Origin of the sequence: Pseudalkalibacillus berkeleyi, assembly GCF_021608225.1 — a bacterium.
Classification (GTDB): Bacteria; Bacillota; Bacilli; order Bacillales; family Fictibacillaceae; genus Pseudalkalibacillus; species Pseudalkalibacillus berkeleyi.
Genome location: NZ_JAKIJS010000001.1, coordinates 2,390,141 through 2,407,413 on the forward strand (window position 1 = coordinate 2,390,141; position 17,273 = coordinate 2,407,413).

The 17,273-nt window shown below is 38.9% G+C and carries 21 protein-coding genes and 1 riboswitch; of the genes, 2 read left to right on the forward strand and 19 right to left on the reverse strand.

From position 1 onward, the window contains the following. Window positions 1-6: 6 nt before the first annotated feature. The 10 genes from sufB to L2716_RS12610 form a co-directional block, all read right to left on the reverse strand. Window positions 7-1,404, reverse strand: a complete 1,398-nt coding sequence (gene sufB, locus L2716_RS12565; protein WP_236335602.1) for a Fe-S cluster assembly protein SufB — start codon at window positions 1,402-1,404, stop codon at window positions 7-9. Window positions 1,405-1,510: 106 nt separating this feature from the next. Then, window positions 1,511-1,954, reverse strand: a complete 444-nt coding sequence (gene sufU, locus L2716_RS12570; protein ID WP_236335604.1) for a Fe-S cluster assembly sulfur transfer protein SufU — start codon at window positions 1,952-1,954, stop codon at window positions 1,511-1,513. Then, the gene (locus L2716_RS12575) at window positions 1,944-3,164 is read right to left on the reverse strand and encodes a cysteine desulfurase (protein ID WP_236335606.1); all 1,221 of its coding nucleotides are present in this window, start codon (window positions 3,162-3,164) and stop codon (window positions 1,944-1,946) included. Before L2716_RS12575 ends, sufU begins: the two co-directional genes overlap by 11 nt. Then, window positions 3,164-4,480, reverse strand: a complete 1,317-nt coding sequence (gene sufD / locus L2716_RS12580; protein ID WP_236335615.1) for a Fe-S cluster assembly protein SufD — start codon at window positions 4,478-4,480, stop codon at window positions 3,164-3,166. The genes L2716_RS12575 and sufD overlap by 1 nt, the downstream gene beginning before the upstream one ends. A 19-nt stretch (window positions 4,481-4,499) precedes the next feature. Beyond that, window positions 4,500-5,288 (reverse strand): Fe-S cluster assembly ATPase SufC, encoded by a 789-nt coding sequence (gene sufC, locus L2716_RS12585; RefSeq protein ID WP_236335617.1) that lies wholly within the window; start codon window positions 5,286-5,288, stop codon window positions 4,500-4,502. Window positions 5,289-5,700: 412 nt separating this feature from the next. Then, complete coding sequence (locus tag L2716_RS12590; RefSeq protein WP_236335619.1) at window positions 5,701-5,856, reverse strand: YuzK family famiily protein; 156 nt, start codon at window positions 5,854-5,856, stop codon at window positions 5,701-5,703. A gap of 231 nt (window positions 5,857-6,087) precedes the next feature. Then, on the reverse strand, window positions 6,088-6,468 hold the full coding sequence (locus L2716_RS12595) for a carboxymuconolactone decarboxylase family protein (protein ID WP_236335621.1): 381 nt from the start codon (window positions 6,466-6,468) through the stop codon (window positions 6,088-6,090). Between the two features lie 479 nt (window positions 6,469-6,947). Next, window positions 6,948-7,763 carry a MetQ/NlpA family ABC transporter substrate-binding protein gene (locus L2716_RS12600; RefSeq protein ID WP_236335639.1) on the reverse strand — a complete coding sequence of 272 codons (816 nt, stop codon included), beginning with the start codon at window positions 7,761-7,763 and terminating at the stop codon, window positions 6,948-6,950. 18 nt (window positions 7,764-7,781) lie between these two features. Further along, entirely contained in the window at window positions 7,782-8,447 is a 666-nt protein-coding gene (locus L2716_RS12605; protein WP_236335648.1) for a methionine ABC transporter permease, read from the reverse strand. Beyond that, window positions 8,440-9,465, reverse strand: coding sequence for a methionine ABC transporter ATP-binding protein (locus L2716_RS12610; RefSeq protein WP_236335650.1), 1,026 nt, complete (start codon window positions 9,463-9,465; stop codon window positions 8,440-8,442). The genes L2716_RS12605 and L2716_RS12610 overlap by 8 nt, the downstream gene beginning before the upstream one ends. 101 nt (window positions 9,466-9,566) lie before the next feature. Beyond that, window positions 9,567-9,679, reverse strand: a riboswitch (SAM riboswitch). Window positions 9,680-9,839: 160 nt separating this feature from the next. Here L2716_RS12610 and L2716_RS12615 point away from each other — a divergent pair. Continuing rightward, window positions 9,840-10,265: a TlpA disulfide reductase family protein gene (locus tag L2716_RS12615; protein WP_236335652.1), complete on the forward strand. Its 426-nt coding sequence runs from the start codon at window positions 9,840-9,842 to the stop codon at window positions 10,263-10,265. Here the strand turns inward: L2716_RS12615 and L2716_RS12620 are convergent. From L2716_RS12620 to L2716_RS12660, 9 genes are all read right to left on the reverse strand, one after another. Continuing rightward, entirely contained in the window at window positions 10,233-10,580 is a 348-nt protein-coding gene (locus L2716_RS12620; RefSeq protein WP_236335662.1) for an SCP2 sterol-binding domain-containing protein, read from the reverse strand. The two genes, L2716_RS12615 and L2716_RS12620, sit on opposite strands and share 33 nt — an antisense overlap. A 226-nt stretch (window positions 10,581-10,806) precedes the next feature. Then, window positions 10,807-12,162: an anti-sigma factor domain-containing protein gene (locus L2716_RS12625; protein WP_236335670.1), complete on the reverse strand. Its 1,356-nt coding sequence runs from the start codon at window positions 12,160-12,162 to the stop codon at window positions 10,807-10,809. A 27-nt stretch (window positions 12,163-12,189) separates the two neighbouring features. Beyond that, entirely contained in the window at window positions 12,190-12,957 is a 768-nt protein-coding gene (gene sigI, locus L2716_RS12630) for an RNA polymerase sigma-I factor (RefSeq protein WP_329610120.1), read from the reverse strand. A 357-nt stretch (window positions 12,958-13,314) separates the two neighbouring features. Further along, on the reverse strand, window positions 13,315-13,659 hold the full coding sequence (locus tag L2716_RS12635) for a thioredoxin family protein (RefSeq protein ID WP_236335678.1): 345 nt from the start codon (window positions 13,657-13,659) through the stop codon (window positions 13,315-13,317). Between the two features lie 35 nt (window positions 13,660-13,694). Then, a complete protein-coding gene (locus tag L2716_RS12640) occupies window positions 13,695-14,750 on the reverse strand; it encodes a PQQ-dependent sugar dehydrogenase (protein ID WP_236335680.1) in 1,056 nt (351 codons plus the stop codon). Between the two features lie 20 nt (window positions 14,751-14,770). Then, window positions 14,771-15,130, reverse strand: coding sequence for a toprim domain-containing protein (locus L2716_RS12645; RefSeq protein WP_236335682.1), 360 nt, complete (start codon window positions 15,128-15,130; stop codon window positions 14,771-14,773). 79 nt (window positions 15,131-15,209) lie between these two features. Then, window positions 15,210-15,455 carry a DUF2553 family protein gene (locus L2716_RS12650; RefSeq protein WP_236335684.1) on the reverse strand — a complete coding sequence of 82 codons (246 nt, stop codon included), beginning with the start codon at window positions 15,453-15,455 and terminating at the stop codon, window positions 15,210-15,212. A gap of 90 nt (window positions 15,456-15,545) precedes the next feature. After that, on the reverse strand, window positions 15,546-15,929 hold the full coding sequence (gene gcvH, locus L2716_RS12655) for a glycine cleavage system protein GcvH (protein WP_236335694.1): 384 nt from the start codon (window positions 15,927-15,929) through the stop codon (window positions 15,546-15,548). 88 nt (window positions 15,930-16,017) lie between these two features. Beyond that, a complete protein-coding gene (locus L2716_RS12660; RefSeq protein WP_236335698.1) occupies window positions 16,018-16,371 on the reverse strand; it encodes an arsenate reductase family protein in 354 nt (117 codons plus the stop codon). 182 nt (window positions 16,372-16,553) lie between these two features. Between L2716_RS12660 and L2716_RS12665 the strand changes: the two genes are divergently transcribed. Continuing rightward, window positions 16,554-17,207 carry a LysE family translocator gene (locus L2716_RS12665; RefSeq protein WP_236335708.1) on the forward strand — a complete coding sequence of 218 codons (654 nt, stop codon included), beginning with the start codon at window positions 16,554-16,556 and terminating at the stop codon, window positions 17,205-17,207. The last annotated feature ends 66 nt before the right edge of the window (window positions 17,208-17,273 follow it).

A 17,273-nucleotide genomic window follows, 5' to 3' on the forward strand; every position in this document is an offset into this window, starting at 1 on the left:
GTAATTTTATCCGATTGAACCTTCCATTTCGAACTTGATCAGGCGGTTCATTTCAACTGCGTATTCCATTGGTAGTTCTTTCGTAAATGGCTCGATGAAGCCCATTACGATCATTTCAGTTGCTTCTTCTTCAGAGATTCCACGGCTCATGAGGTAGAAGAGTTGTTCTTCTGATACCTTGGAAACTTTCGCCTCGTGCTCGAGGGAAATGTTTTCGTTCATGATTTCGTTGTAAGGAATCGTGTCTGAAGTTGACTCGTTATCCATGATGAGTGTGTCACACTCTACATTTGAACGAGCACCTGAAGCTTTACGTCCGAAGTGTACGATACCACGGTATGTTACTTTACCGCCACCTTTAGAGATGGACTTCGAAACGATTGTAGATGACGTATTAGGTGCTAAGTGAATCATTTTCGCACCAGCATCTTGGTGCTGTCCTTTACCAGCAAGTGCAATCGAAAGTGTCATACCCCGAGCGCCTTCACCTTTCAAGATGACAGCTGGATACTTCATCGTAAGCTTAGAACCGATGTTACCATCAATCCATTCCATTGTTGCATTCTCTTCAGCTACAGCACGCTTCGTAACTAAGTTAAATACGTTGTTTGCCCAGTTTTGAATCGTTGTATAACGGCAGTATGCGTTCTTCTTAACGATAATCTCAACGACTGCACTGTGAAGTGAGTTCGTTGTGTAAACTGGTGCTGTACAACCTTCAACGTAGTGTACAGAAGAATCTTCGTCTGCGATGATCAACGTACGCTCAAATTGACCCATATTTTCAGAGTTAATTCGGAAATACGCTTGTAAAGGCGTTTCACACTTGATTCCTTTTGGAATGTAAATGAATGAGCCACCAGACCAAACAGCAGAGTTTAGTGCTGCGAACTTGTTATCTGTTGGAGGAATCGTCTTACCAAAGTGTTCTCTGAAAAGATCTTCATTTTCTTTAAGAGCAGTATCTGTATCTTTGAAGACAATACCCATGTTTTCAAGATCTTCTTGCATATTGTGATAGACAACTTCAGATTCATACTGAGCTGATACACCTGCAAGATATTTCTGTTCCGCTTCAGGAATTCCTAGCTTATCAAACGTACGCTTGATTTCTTCAGGAACTTCATCCCAAGAGCGCTCAGATTTTTCAGATGGTTTTACGTAATACGTAATGTCATCGAAATTCAATTCTTTCAAGTTTCCGCCCCACTGAGGCATAGGCATGTTGTAGAAAAGGTCAAGTGATTTCAAACGGAAGTCAAGCATCCACTTCGGTTCATCTTTCATACGTGAAATTTCTTCAACGATATCTTTTGTTAATCCGCGCTTCGATCTAAAGATTGAGACGTCTTTATCTTTAAAACCATATTTATATTCGCCGATCTCTGGCATTTTCTTAGCCATCGTTCAATCCCTCCTTAAAGGATACATACATCCAGAGCGAGTTGTGTATTGTGTCTATACTTCCATTGTAAGGGGCATAGAGATAAATAACAACCAGCCTTACTACTTACTCTTCATCTTCTTTCTGTTGAACACTCTTTTCTAGTGCTTTCCATGCGAGTGTTGCACATTTGATACGTGCTGGGAATTTCGATACGCCTTGAAGTGCTTCAAGATCTCCTAGATCCAAATCACCCTCATCGTAATCATTTCCTAGCATCATTTCAGAAAAGATATTAGAAATCTGAAGAGCCTCATCTACAGGAAGACCTTTGATGGTTTCAGTCATCATAGAAGCTGAAGCGAGACTGATTGAACAGCCTTCACCTTCAAACTTCGCATCCTTGATTTTCTCATCTTCTACTTGCATAGATACTTGGATACGGTCTCCACATGTCGGGTTATTTAAGTTGAATGTCAGTGCACCATCTTCCAGTTCTCCTCGATTTCGAGGATTTTTGTAATGGTCCATGATGACTTGACGGTATAACTGATCTAAATTAGAAGACATGACCAAAATACTCCTTTGTTGTCTTTAGTCCATCGACGAGAGCATCTACATCTTCTTTCGTATTGTATAGATAAAAGCTAGCTCTAGCCGTTGCTGTTACATCTAACCACTTCATCAATGGCTGGGCACAATGATGTCCTGCCCGTACAGCGATTCCTTCAGCATCTAGTACTGTTGCAACGTCATGCGGATGAACATCATCAATATTGAATGTAACGAGCCCTGCACGATTTTTCGGTCCGTATATCTTTAAGCCTTCAACATCTGACATACGCTCCATTGCATAAGTAACGAGCTCATGCTCTATCTTCTCAATTTCGTTACGACCAACCTGTTCTAAGAAATCGATGGCTGCACCCATACCAATTGCACCTGCAATGATCGGGGTTCCACCTTCAAACTTCCAAGGTAGGTCCTTCCAAGTCGAGTCATATAGTCCAACGAAATCAATCATTTCGCCGCCAAATTCGACGGGCTCCATTTTTTCGAGAAGCTTCTTCTTACCATAAAGTGCACCGATACCAGTTGGTCCGCACATTTTATGAGCAGAAAAGATATAGAAATCACAATCAAGATCACGAACATCTACAGTCATATGTGGCGCAGCCTGTGCTCCATCTACAACCATAACAGCACCATTACGGTGAGCAATTTCTGTGATTTCTTTAATCGGATTAATCGTTCCTAGAACATTTGACACATGCATGATCGATACAATTTTAGTATGTTCTGTAATCGTATTTTCAACATCTTTTAAATCAAGTGTTCCATCCTCTTGAAGAGGAATGTATTTAAGCGTCGCTCCCTTTTCTTTGGCAAGCTGTTGCCAGGGGATGATGTTACTATGGTGCTCCATCGGTGTGATGACAATTTCGTCACCTTCACCGACATTTGCACGTCCATAACTTCCTGCGACTGTATTGATCCCTGTAGTCGTTCCTCTTACGAAAATCACTTCTTCTGTAGAGGAAGCGTTGATGAAACGACGAACCTTTTCACGAGCACCTTCATAGCTGTCAGTCGCACGTGTTCCTAACGTATGCACACCTCGGTGAACGTTAGAGTTGTCATTTTTATAGTAGTGCTCGAGGGTTTCAATGACCGAAATCGGCTTTTGAGATGTTGCTGCACTGTCTAAGTAGACGAGTGGTTTCCCATTCACTTCTTGATGCAGGATAGGGAATTGATTACGAATATCGTTTGCAATCATTAATTGACTTTCCCTTCGATTACTTCCGTCAACATCTTTCTAACACCCTCGATTGGTAATTCATTTACAACTGGTGCAAGGAATCCATGAATGACAAGACGCTCTGCCTCATGCTTGGAAATCCCTCTACTCATCAAATAGAACATTTGAAGCGGGTCCATACGACCAACTGATGCCGCGTGACCTGCTGTAACATCGTCTTCATCAATCAGAAGAATTGGATTCGCATCGCCACGTGCTTTTTCACTAAGCATAAGAACACGTTCTGTTTGCTCACTGTTTGCTTTTGTCGCACCATGTTCAATTTTTGCAATCCCGTTGAAGATTGCGCTCGAGTTATCCTTCATAACAGCATGTGCAAGTAATTGTGCATCCGATTGTTTACCCCATTGGTTGACTCGGATGACAAAGTTTTGCTTCTGATCACCACGACCAATGGATACCGTCTTCGTATCTGCATACGAACCATCACCAACAAGGTTTGTCGTGTTGTCGGAAATTGTGTTGCCGTCGTTCATCTGACCGAGCGACCATTCAATTTTTCCATCACGTTCAACATGTCCTCGACGGTTTACGTAAGTCGTAACACCTTTAGCGAAGTTATCTACCGCACCGAATTGTACACGTGCATTCGGGCCAGCATAAACTTCTGCAACGATGTTCGCTACGGATTGTTGATCATCACTATGAGATAGATAGTTCTCTACATAAGTGACAGAGCTGTTATCTTCAGCAACGACTAGTACGTGATTGAAAAGTGCAGCTTCCGCATCTTCTTGTACGAATACAGATTGTAACGGAACTTCGATTTCAACGTTTTTCGGTACGTATACGAATACTCCACCGTTTAGAAGTGCAGCATGAAGAGCTGTTAAACGATGCTCATCAACACTCACAGCTTGGTTCATGAAATATTTTTCAACTAACTCACTATGCTCTTGAACAGCAGTAGCGATATCAGTAAAAATGACACCTTTGTCTTGAAGCTCTTGAGATACTTGGCGGAACGCCGGCGTTGAGTTCCGCTGTATAATAAAGTTTTCAGTACGATCTTCTTTACCGATAAGGTTCAAAATGTATTCTGGTAAATCGTCCGCAGAATTCACTTCTGAAGCTTTAACGATATGTTGGAATTGTGTGAAATTCCATTTATCAATCTTTGTTTTCTCCGGCTTCGGCATCGGTAGGCTTTCAGCCAGTTCCAACCCGCGAAGACGAAGGTCCGTTAGCCATTTGGGTTCGTTTCTTTGATTGGAAAAATCACTTACATATGATTGATCGAAGGCAATCTTCGTTTCGTTCGTTTCCACTGACATATAAATCCTCCTTCAAAGCCTATGCTTGTTCTGTTTGAACAACTTCGTCTTTAATTCCTAGTTCATCTTTAATCCAGTCATATCCTTCTTCCTCAAGTCGTTGAGCAAGTTCAGGTCCACCAGATTTCACAATACGTCCTTGCATCATTACATGGACTTTATCAGGTGTGATGTAGTTAAGTAGACGTTGATAGTGAGTAATGATTAAGCAACCGAAATCTGGGTTACGCATATCATTAACGCCTTTAGATACAACTTTCAATGCGTCGATGTCTAGTCCAGAGTCAATCTCATCAAGAATTGCGATCTTAGGTTCAAGCATCAACAGTTGAAGAATTTCATTACGCTTCTTCTCACCGCCAGAGAATCCTTCATTCAGGTAACGTTGAGAGAATGATTCGTCCATATCAAGAAGCTCCATTTTGCTGTCCATCTTACGGATGAACTTCATTAATGAAATTTCTTTTCCTTCTTCACGACGAGCGTTAATAGAAGAACGTAGGAAGTCAGCGTTTGTTACACCGCTAATCTCACTTGGATATTGCATAGCTAGGAATAGACCAGCTTTTGCACGCTCATCTACTTCCATTTCAAGAAGGTCTTCCCCGTCAAAAGTTACGGTACCTTCTGTGATTTCATATTTAGGGTGGCCCATCAATGCAGAAGCAAGTGTGGATTTACCCGTTCCGTTCGGCCCCATTACTGCATGGATCTCTCCACCGTTTATTTCAAGGTCAAGACCTTTAATGATTTGTTTTCCTTCAATGGAAACATGTAGGTTTTCAATCTTAATGTTTGGTGCAGTCATGACTATAACCCTCCAATTTCGTATTTCAAATTAATTACTCCATTTAACATTGTAACGAAAAACAAGCGAAAAATGAAATAATCACGATTTATTTCTTTATTATCATTCTAATTTTAAATCAAATTAAAATAATTCTCAACAGGAGTCTTAAAAAATGCGATATTTCCGTTTTCTAATTGAGAATGAATGCTACTTATTGAAAGCGGAAGATCTCTTTTATACGCTGTATATACTCCATCATCACATACCAAATGTTATTATTCTCTATCCATTCGTTATTATTGATTCATCTTGGTCTAGAAAATTTAGGTTGGGTTGGTCAATGGAACCATTCATCTAAATGAAAAGGACCTTATCTTTGTGTGATAAGGTCCAAAATATTTAATGTTCTATTGTGTTCAGTTCTTTGTAGTTACGACTTAGTGACTTTACCCGTAAATTCATTTAGAATTTGTTGACTTCTCTTATACTCACGCTCTCGTCTACGCTCGATTTCCATACGCGTTTCTAGACTTTGTTCATATTGAGCATACCCTATTCCATGTGATTGGTGCATGGCCTTTTCCATTTCACCTGTATGGTGTTGGTGTGTGTCAATTTGATGGATAATAAATCAATCCTTTCGGGTTTTCAATCTTTATTTTCACTACATGTAATACCCTATCAGTTAATCGATTAAACCCCAACTCCCAAATTTCTTGATAATATCCTCTGTGCAAGGCTTACAGACGGTGGGTTCACTTTAATAGGTGTGTTGATACATATCCCTCGAATACATCCCTTTTTCACATAATTCTGATTAATGTTTCATTTGACTTAAGTCAGAAATAGCCTCTTGAACAAGTGTCACAGACTGACTCATGGCCGCTCCTCCTCCAAAGGCAGCACAAACACCAACAGATTCTAGTATCTCTTCTTCAGTACAACCTTGGTCTAGACACCCTTTAGTATGATATATGATGCAATACTCATCTTGAGAATAGATACTAATGCCTAATGCAATCAGTTGTTTTTCTTTTTTCGATAATTTCCCAGCTTTAAAGCATGATTCAGTAAACGCATTATACTTGCGTGCTACATCAGGCATTTTTTCAGTAAAAATCCCTAATCCGTGCTTATAGTCCATTAACGCTTCTTCTGTCGGAGAACCTGGCTGTTCATTCATCTCATTTTGTTTCATTTCATTCACTCCTTACAACATAAAATTCTTCCTACTTAGTATGATGATTCTCAAGAATAGTATCCGTTATGGAAAATGTGAATTTTCACCAAAATATTGTGAAAAAAAAGTTGAGTTCTCGCTCTATCCGTCGTATCCTCATTTCGCCTCTACCGCGGACAGTAAACGCCTCTTTCTATCCGCCATATCCTCATTTCGCCACTACCGTGGACAGTAAACGCCTCTTTCTATCCGCCATATCCTCATTTCTGCTCCACCGCGGACAGTAAACGCCTCTTTCTATCCGCCATATCCTCATTTCTGTTCCACCGCGGACAGTAAACACCTCTTTCTATCCGCCGTATCCTCATTTCAGCTCCACCGCGGACAGTAAGCACCTGATCGCCGGCACCACATAGACTAATCCTCTACAAAAACAAAAAAAGACCAGGTATCGCAATATTTGCTCTACCCAGTCTTGTCTTCCATTAAGGATGTTGTTATTCACTTACTGGAACAACGGCACCTTTGTATTCTTTTTTGATAAAGTCTTGCATTTCTTTAGAACGAAGTACTTCAACTAACTTTTTGATTCTTTCATCATCTTCATTTCCTTTATTCACAGCAATAATGTTTACATAAGGAGAATCTGTGCCTTCTAATGCAATTGCGTCTTTCTTCGGATCAAGTCCAGCATCAATCGCGTAGTTCGTGTTAATCAGAACTGCGTCCCCTTCACCATTATTGTAGATTTTAGGAAGTAGGCCTGCATCAACCTTTGGTTCGAAATTAAGGTTTTTTGGATTTTCATCGATATCCTTAACAGTCGCTTCCGATTTCTTAACGCCTTCTTTTAAAGTAATCAAGCCTTCGCTCTCAAACATACTTAGAATTCGGCCGTGATCGGCAACTGCATTACTCATAATGATTTCTGCGCCCTTAGGTAGCTCTTCGAGGCTTTTGTATTCTTTAGAATAAACACCCATAGGCTCTATGTGAATACCACCTGCGTTAACGAAGTCGTACTTTTCATTTTCTTTCATTTGTTGCTCCATGTAAGGAACATGTTGAAAGTAGTTCGCATCCAGCTCTTTATTGGCAAGCGCTTTGTTCGGAACAACATAATCTTGGAACGTTTCAATCTCAAGTTGAACACCTTTTTCTTCTAACAACGGCTGTGCTTCTTCAAGAATTTCAGCATGAGGAACATTGGAAGCTCCTACAACTAGCTCTTCTTTGTCTCCACTTTTTCCACCACAAGCAGCTAATACAGAAATCACTAATACGGTACCCAAAATCGAAATAAATTTTTTCATTTTTGTTTTCCCTCCAGTTTATCTTTTATCCGTTCTTTGTGTTAAGAAGTCACCCGTCCATTGGATGATAAACACGATGATTAATATAATGACGGTTGCAACAAGTGTGACATCGTTTTGAGATCTCTGGAATCCGTCTAAGAACGCTAAAGTACCTAGTCCACCTGATCCTACAACCCCAGCCATTGCTGTGTAAGATATTAATGCAATTGCAGTGACCGTGATACCAGAAATCAGTGCAGGTAGTGATTCAGGCAATAGTACTTTGTAAATGATTTGCATATCTGTTGCACCCATTGATTTAGCTGCTTCAATTACTCCTTTATCTATTTCACGTAAGGCGATTTCAACCATTCGTGCATAGAAAGGAGCAGCACCGATAATCAATGCAGGGAGTGCAGCATTCGCACCTAACATAGATCCAACCATCCATGTTGTAAACGGTACGAGTAAAATAATCAATATAATAAATGGAATTGACCTGAAAATATTGACGAATGTAGCTACGACCGATTGTACTGGCTTGTTTTGCCATAGATTATTCTTGTCAGTAAGGAATAAGAGTAATCCCAATATGATACCTAATACAAATGTCGCACTGACAGAAATGACAGTCATATATATGGTTTCAAGAGTAGCTTCCCACATATCTTCCCAATCAACATTAGGAAATAAATTAGTCATGGACGATCACCTCCACTTCCACTTCTTGCTGTCGGACATGGCTAACCGCTTTTTCAATCTCATTGGCTTCACCCTCGACTTGGATGAACAAAGTGCCATATGCCCCGTCTCTCGTCTGAGAAATCTTCCCCTGTAAAATATTTACGTTCACCTGGAATTTCCGGATCAAATCACTAATGAGCGGCCGTTCAGCAGTACCACCAACAAAAGTAAGCTTCACTACCTTATGTTGATCCCCTTTTTCTATCAGGTGTTGAATCGTTTCCTCTGTTTCTTCTGGTTCTGTTACTTGCTTCACAAAATTCTGCGTGATTTCTTTTTCAGGAGATTTAAATACTTCTAATACTGGACCTTGTTCAACGACTTTTCCATCTTCCATGACCGCTACCCGATTGCAAATTTTCCTAATTACATGCATTTCGTGTGTGATCAGAACAATAGTCAAACCTAATTTTTGATTAATATCAACGAGAAGATTTAAGATCGAATCTGTCGTTTTCGGATCTAATGCAGAAGTAGCTTCATCACATAAAAGAACATCCGGATTATTTGCAAGCGATCTTGCAATGCCAACACGTTGCTTTTGACCGCCACTTAATTGCGAAGGATATGACTCGCCACGACCTGTTAGTCCGACAAGTTCAATCAATTCATTTACACGCTTGTCCCGTTCTTCTTTACCAACGCCAGCGATTTCTAAAGGAAATGCGATATTTTCTTTGACTGTTCTACTCCATAATAGGTTGAAGTGTTGAAAAATCATTCCGATTCGTTGCCGAGCTGTGCGAAGATCCTTGCTGTTTAGATTCGTTAAGGCTTGTCCATTTATATCGACTGAGCCGTCAGTCGGTCTTTCTAGCATGTTCAACATCCGAATGAGTGTACTCTTCCCTGCGCCACTATATCCAATGACACCGAAGATCTCGCCTTTCTCAATTTCAAGGTCAACGTGATTGACTGCATTAACCGGACCGTCTTTCGTGTAAAAGACTTTCTTTATATTTTTTAAAGTGATCAAGTCACTCAACTCCTCCCTGTCCTATTTAAGTATTTTAAAATCCAACGAAAAAAAACCTCTCGGCTCTGTAAATGAGCAGAAAGGTTTGGGTTAAACTCTCTATCTCATCGTCCAAAGCATTACACTTTGCAGGATTTGGCACCTTCTCAAATCAAACTGATTTGATGGTTGCCGGGCTTCACAGGGCCAGTCCCTCCGCCACTCTTGATAAGATTTTATTTAAATGATTTTAAACTTTATCACTTTAGCTTATTTAAGCATGAGAGCATTGTAGCATGCGTTATTTTTACATGTCAATCATTTTCTCTGCGAATATTAAATGAAATATGATACCCTTCATACTATAATTCAAATAAAGGAGGACACTTGTTCAAATGTCTGAGAAAGTAAATTTTTCATTGAGGAATATTGCTAATCATCAACTTGTTTCTTTATCTGACTTTACCGGAAAGCCTGTTATCCTACAGTTCTGGGTTTCTTGGTGTCCGGATTGCATGAGGGAAGTTCCTTTATTAAATCAGTTTTATGAATCGATGAGAAGTGAACAAATAGTGGTCATTTCAATAAATGTATCAGGAAGAGAAGGCTCAAGTGAACAAAGGGACGAATTTATTAGCAGAAATCATATATCTATCCCTGTTTTAAAAGACAAAGGAACTGAAGTGTATGATCAATTTGGATGTAAAGGCGTACCTACGACGGTTTTATTGAGTGCGGATCATACAGTACAAGAGGTTTACGGAGATAAAGATACTTTTCCAAATATGCTACATGGCATTTCTGGATTGTTGACCAGATAAAAAGAAGATCGACTCTAACTTTAGGACGACTCGATACGAAGCATTTACGGTTACTTTGTTTTGCTTGATTAAGGTTGATAGCTTCTCATTACCTTGAATGAGTTGTAATAACGTATCCGAACTACCAATAATTTCGATGACATTCTCACTCTGAATGTCATCCATAATCACTTGACATGATCGTTTTTTCATATGAATGGATACCTGTTCTTTATTAGAGGACAAGGTTATGACAAAGTCTTGCAACTTGAAAAAGGGTGATAAATACGACTGTCTTTCTAATCGTTTCGTAAACACCTCTATAACCTGTTTCATACCCCATCTCCTCTCCGTTATGTAGATATTCTTCGATAGGTGAATTGAAATGTCCTTGTATAAACGTTCGACAGTTTCTTTATCAATATTCGTGAAAAATAGCTAAGGCTCACTTCTAAAATAATGTTGCATGGATAATGTATATAAAAAAAACCACAGTCCATGCTGACTGTGGTTGACTGTTAAATTTGTGTACGACAAATGATCATGAACGAATGCCATGATTTTAAAAACCGGTTGAAAAAAGGTTCTGGAACGTGCCCGTCTGTACAAATTGTACCTTTAATAGGTCGCGATCTTGATTATGATCCGAAGAAGGAAGCTGTTTCTTCCACTCTCCTAAATGAATTTTAATTTTAACCTGACGATTATGGTTCTTGTGGTCCTTCTTGTGTTTGTCCTTCTTTGAGAAAGACTTTTTATGTGAGTGCTTTTTACTTATATCTTTGCCCTCATTCTCTTCCTCTTTGTTTTTTCGCTCTTCATCATCTTCTTCACTTTCGGCATCCTGATCGTTTTCAGACTCTTTCGCATCCTTATTTTCCTCATTACCTGTAATGGTCTGCTGCTTAGAATCCTCTGTTTTAGCTGGAACTGAAGGTGCAGTTACTTTATCTTCTTTTAAGTCCTTAATTGCTGTATCTAGTTCTGCTTGATCTGGTTCATTTAAAACGTTTTCAACAGATTTAGTTTGTGTATTTTTCTGCGAATCTTGCTTTTTATGAAGCGGTTTAGTTTCTTTACTATCAAAATTCGTATGTTTAACTTGATCCGACTGAGGTGTCGATCCTTCAGGTAAAACGGCTTCAACAACGTCTGTATTATTTTTATCGACATTTAATTTTCGTAGTTCTGAGAAAGACAGAGTTCTAACATGCTCTACCTTAAGGGATTGGTCTTGTTGTAGGGCATCTTGATAAACCATGAATTTCCCCATGGATAAACCAAGCTTATTAGCTTCCTTCCGCTGTTCTGGAGTGGTTTCCATTATGGAAAGAACAATACTCGTATTCTTAACTTGTTTATTAGATTTAAGCTGATTGATTGCATCTTTAATTCGCTTCTGAACATCAGAAGATTCAAGGGATTGGTCGTATGATGAAGTAATTAATAGATCATTATACGTGTCGAAATAACCAAACTCTTTCAACTTCTTAAATAAAGATTGAGAGAAGTGCTTAAGCGACTTATTCTCTAATCCTTCGGTGTTATCAAGCAAACTTTTTGCATCCTCATTTAATGCTCGGACCTTGAGGACGTTTAAATCCTTATCAACAGCTACTTCAATACTAGGATTAATATCGAAACTGACATAAGCTGCTGCAGATGCTTTTTGATGTCCGAATGGAAAACCTCCTGCCACTAGAACAAATACGATAATTGCAACTAAAGATAGTGAGAATGAAGGTAATAACATACGGTCAGTACGATAGGTTGGATGAACATTTTCATTTGGACATATATATTCTTGTCCAATTTCTGGTTGTTCACCCTTCTTCAATCGTACGTTCTCAAAGCTGCCATCTTTCGTTAAGATCACTGCTTTACGCTTTGAAACTTTCATGATAAGGCCGCGTTTCACTCACTGGTCCCTCCCTTCAAACTGATATCAAGAGGGCTCAATGTAAGATCTAAGCGATGTATACCCTCCAATATAAATCAATGCAATTGCTATTATATATTTTCGATTACGTTCAATCGTTTTACGACTGCAAGAAACCATATTTAATAAATCTTTTATCGGCAATTGCTTTTTCTCTGCAAGATAAGCAGCTAATTTCTCATCTTCTGCTAGTAATTGAGCGATTTTCTTTGCATTTTCTCTTGCATCAATATGTTTAGGACAGTTTTTACTCAAAACCTTAAAGGTTATGCCATAGTCTTTGAGCAATTCTTGAAATTCTTCAATTTCATAGACACGGTTTTCGACTTGAAGTTGTTGATCATAATGGTGAATTGCTGCCTTTTGCTCTGCGTAGCTGTCCTCTAATCGACCTTCTTCATCGGTCTCTTCAGGCTCTAAAAAGACATACCTGTTCTGACGTGCTTCCTTACGGATAAAATCAATGACACGTCTTCGGATGACCATATCAGCAAAGGTCAGGAATCGACTTCCTTGTCCCTCCTGATACTGGTTAATGGCCTCGTTAAATGCGGTTAGTCCGATACTATATTCATCTCTTGATTGATCGATATATTGGTTACAAACTTTTGATGTTACTTTCTTAATGAATGGCTGATAATCCTCTAGTAATTGATTTCTGAGGACTTCGTCTCCTTTAGTAACCTTTTTAACTTTATCTTCTATCGTAACGTTTTTCTTAACAGTTTTATTGAAGTTTGGTTTGACTAATAAGTTCATATTCATTGATGTCATGTTTGTATCCACCTCGCTACGGACATTTATTAAACTCTATTTATGAGTCCAAATGCTTTTTTATAGTGATATAAAACGTTTAATCGAATTAGGAATATAAAAAATCCATAATTCATTTATATCATTTATTTAGCCCGATGGAGGATACAATTTGATAACAATGTTACAGCCGCTTTAACAATTGTAACATACTTTTATTTAGACTGATTTGCATGAATTTTGTAAATACAGACCTTATACTTTTTAGAAATCGTTATATTACTTATACGAAAACGCTTTCTTGTGAAAACAAAAAAAACAACCGACTATACAATAATTTGTATTTATAGGCTGTTTTTTGACATATATGAGGAAAATTTATCCACTGTTTTTTTGAGTATTTATGTTGAATTTCCACAGTTTATTATAAATATTGTCGACAGATTGGAAGGAGTATACCTTTTCTGTCACCTTTCCATCCTTCAGAAAGGCAAGACATGGAACGCTCGTCAGTTCCCATTCTCTAGCAATTGCAGGCATATGATTCAAATTACATGCCATAATTGTCGGCAATTTATCATTAGGTAGCGTTACAATAGCTATCTCTAGCATCTGTTTTGCTAATTTACACGTACCGCATAATGGTGTGTAGAAGTATACAACTGTATTTTGTCGAGTGAATCGTTGTCTGATCACCTTTTCATAGTTCACTTCTTCAATCATAGATGGCTTACTTCCTCCTAAGCACTAGCAGGGCATTAATTCACTTTGAACCGTAAGAGTCGATCATCGTTTTTCTTCGGTTTTCCTCTGCCATCAGTATTATTGGTAACGGTATATAGGTATTCGTCTACTATTTTAACATCCCGCATCCTACCATATCCATCTTTCCATACCGAATGTGTCCCCTTTTTGAGGTCGAACACTCTAATTTGCTCCCCAGCCAATGCTGCAACATAAATTTTGGACCCTGATATGTCTAATCCAGACGGTGCCCAGGTTTCATTACCTGAGTGAAATACAGGACGAATCATTCCTTCTTGTTCTTCATCACCTTGGATATTTGGCCAGCCATAATTTCCTCCAGGAACGATCTTATTAATTTCATCATGACCTCTTGATCCATGTTCTGAGCTATACATCGTACCATCTGAATCCCAACCTAACCCTTGAGGATTACGATGTCCAATTGAATAGATAGGTGATTCAGCAATCGGGTTATCAGCTGGAATCTTACCATCTAATTGAATTCTTAATATTTTCCCTGCAAGACTTTTCGAATCCTGAGATAACGCTTTGTTCCCAGCATCACCTGTTGTAATATACAAGAATCCATCAGGGCCTAATGCGATTCTTCCTCCATTATGGATTGGACCACCAGGTATATTTTCAAGTAACACTGAAGTTTCGAGCCAAACACTCTCTTCCTTTTGTACTCTTACAACTCGATTAAGTAATTTACCGTCCTTTTGATATGTATGATACACAATGGCTTCTAAAGGTTCGCTTTGCTGTTCAAGAATGAGGAATCCTAGCAATCCACCTTCCGTTCTTGCAACAACCTTTTCCGACAAATTAATCTTCTGTTTTTGTTTAGAATCCCCTTTAATGCTATAAACTTCTCCCGTTCTCCCGGAAAGGTAGAAAACAGTATCATTAATCACATTGATTTGCCATGGAACTTTAAGCTTTGTGGCGAGGATTTCAGCATCTTGTCTGTTTTCCTCATAAGCAGGTTTAGAGGTACCTTTGTATTCACTTGTATCATGATTGTCCTCCTGGTTGGAGGAACATCCCATTAAGCCCAAAGCCATCAATACAAACAGAAAAATTCTCATGAAGCACCTCCGTTTAATAAATACCTTTGATCAATACGAAAATTTGCGTTCATCAAGATTTTTGCAAGATACATTAAAGGTGTTTCAGCAACTTCTTTATAAATGCTTTGTGTATAAAGGTGATTTGCATTAGGGAGTTCTCGCTTTAAAATTTTCCTGAGCTTATGTCCCGCATCATCTTCATCAACGAGAATATAAATGTCTCGATCTTCAATTAACTCTATGAGCTCTTCTAATTTTGTAAAGCTGAGTGTTCCATGTGTGCAAATGATTTCGACAGGCTCCTGGATTAACTTTTTCACTTTATCTCGATCTGTTTTGCCTTCAACGATCAACACTTTCGTCTCAAGTTCCATATTTGTACCCACCAAGTCGTTTTTGTTTTGTCGTCAGTTTTTATGGATGCAAAAAAACAGCGATCGCTTGGACCGCTGTTTAACACCAACCGAATTCACAGTCATCGACGAGTTGTTGTTGTTTTTGATCAGAGGCGTTTGATTCTTGTCGGTAAAACTTGTCCTCTTCGAATTCAAATCCTTCACCCATCTCGTACAAATTCCCTTGGTTGGTAAATTTAATTTTGCCTATTTGAGCTTTGTTCAAATACAGAGACATAGAACCTTGATCCATCTTCCCATAGACCTTTTCCGTAATATCGGTACGACGAACGTCCTGGCCCATACTGTTACACCTCTTTCACTAGTATAATGTTCATTATTACCAGCAATGATGTAAATGAATCCTCTTTATGTTCTGCTTTTGATGCTTATATTATTCTTCGCTAACCATCTTCTGATATCCTTCTGATGTCATCAATTTTTCAAGTTCAGATTCATCAGAAAGTTCTACAACGATCATCCAAGCTTTTTCATATGGAGATTCGTTAACGAATTCTGGGCTATCTTCTAATTCTTCATTAATTTCTACGACTTTACCACTAACTGGCGCGTACAATTCAGACACTGTCTTAACAGATTCAACGCTACCGAATGGTTCGTCAATTTCGATTTCGTCCCCTACTTCAGGTAATTCAACGAATACGATATCGCCAAGCTCATCTTGGGCGAAAGCAGTAATCCCGATGTGTGCTTTGTTACCTTCAACTTTTACCCATTCGTGTTCTTCTGAATAACGCAGTTCCTTTGGAAATTCCATTACTATCCCTCCATTAGTTTCATTCTTCATTTAAATAAGTGTGTCTAAAGTAATACTATTATAAAACAGTGCGCTTTCGCAATCTGTTCTATTTCCAAGTTTGATTGAACGTTTCTTCTTTAAACCCAACAGTGACATGCTTACCGTCCGTTACAATCGGGCGTTTAATCAGCATGCCTTCGGAAGCTAGCAACTCTAGAAGCTCGTCCTCTGAGGCTGTCTTCATACGTTCCTTCATTTCAAGCTCACGATACATTTTTCCACTCGTATTAAAGAATTTCTTAAGTTCTAATCCACTCTTTTCGTGTAAAGAAGCAAGTTCTTCTTTGGAAGGCGTACTTTCTACAATATGTACAGCTTCAAAGTTTTTTCCTTGATCGTTTAACCATTTCTTCGTTTTCTTACACGTTGAGCAATTTGGATATTCATATACGGTTAGCAACTGCGACACCCCTTACACATATCATCTGTATTTTCTATAAGAGCTTAAATCCATTCTATCATAAGTGATTGCAGGAAAAAGGGATTTAGCTCAACTGATTTTGTTTTTGTTGGACATGTGTTCTATTCGATCTGTCTTTATCATTAATTAGTAAAAGACAAGCTTCGTAAAGGAGAATGCCCATGCTCGCAACCGTATCTGGTTATATCCTTTTAGGACTTTCCATTGCTGCTCCAATTGGACCGATTAATATCGAAATCATTAAACGTGGACTTGTATATGGATTTTGGGCAGCACTACTCGTGGGTGCTGGAGGCATTTCTTCAGATCTTGCGCTCATGGCACTTATGTTTTTTGGGCTTTCTCAAGTGATGACGTTAGTTTGGGTGAAAATCTCACTCACTATGCTAGGCTGCTTCATCCTCATCCACTCAGGCGTAAACAATTTACGTGTAACACAAGATATGAATAGAGCTGAAGAAGGTGGAGATCGACACGGGCGCGTTAAAATTCGATCTTATTTATCTGGGGTGACGATTGCAGCATCAAACCCAATGAACCTACTCTTCTGGCTTGGTATATACGGTTCCGTTTTGAGTGGCGTGCTACAACAAAGTAACCACCTTCAGTCCTTTTTCATCAGCAGTCTCGTATTTATTGGGATTGCACTTTGGAATTTAAACCTCGCATTCACCGTACACTTTGGTCGTTTGTTAATGAATGCATCTATTATGAAGGGCGTCAATATTATTGCGAGCTTTGTATTGATCGGATTCGGAGTTAAATTCGGATGGATGGGAGTAAAGGAGTTGGTTGAGGTAGTTGGGAGGAATTGATAAAGATAGAAATCACTTTTTTTCGCGACCGATGAACCATCCTTTCCACTACCACTAAAAAAGGCC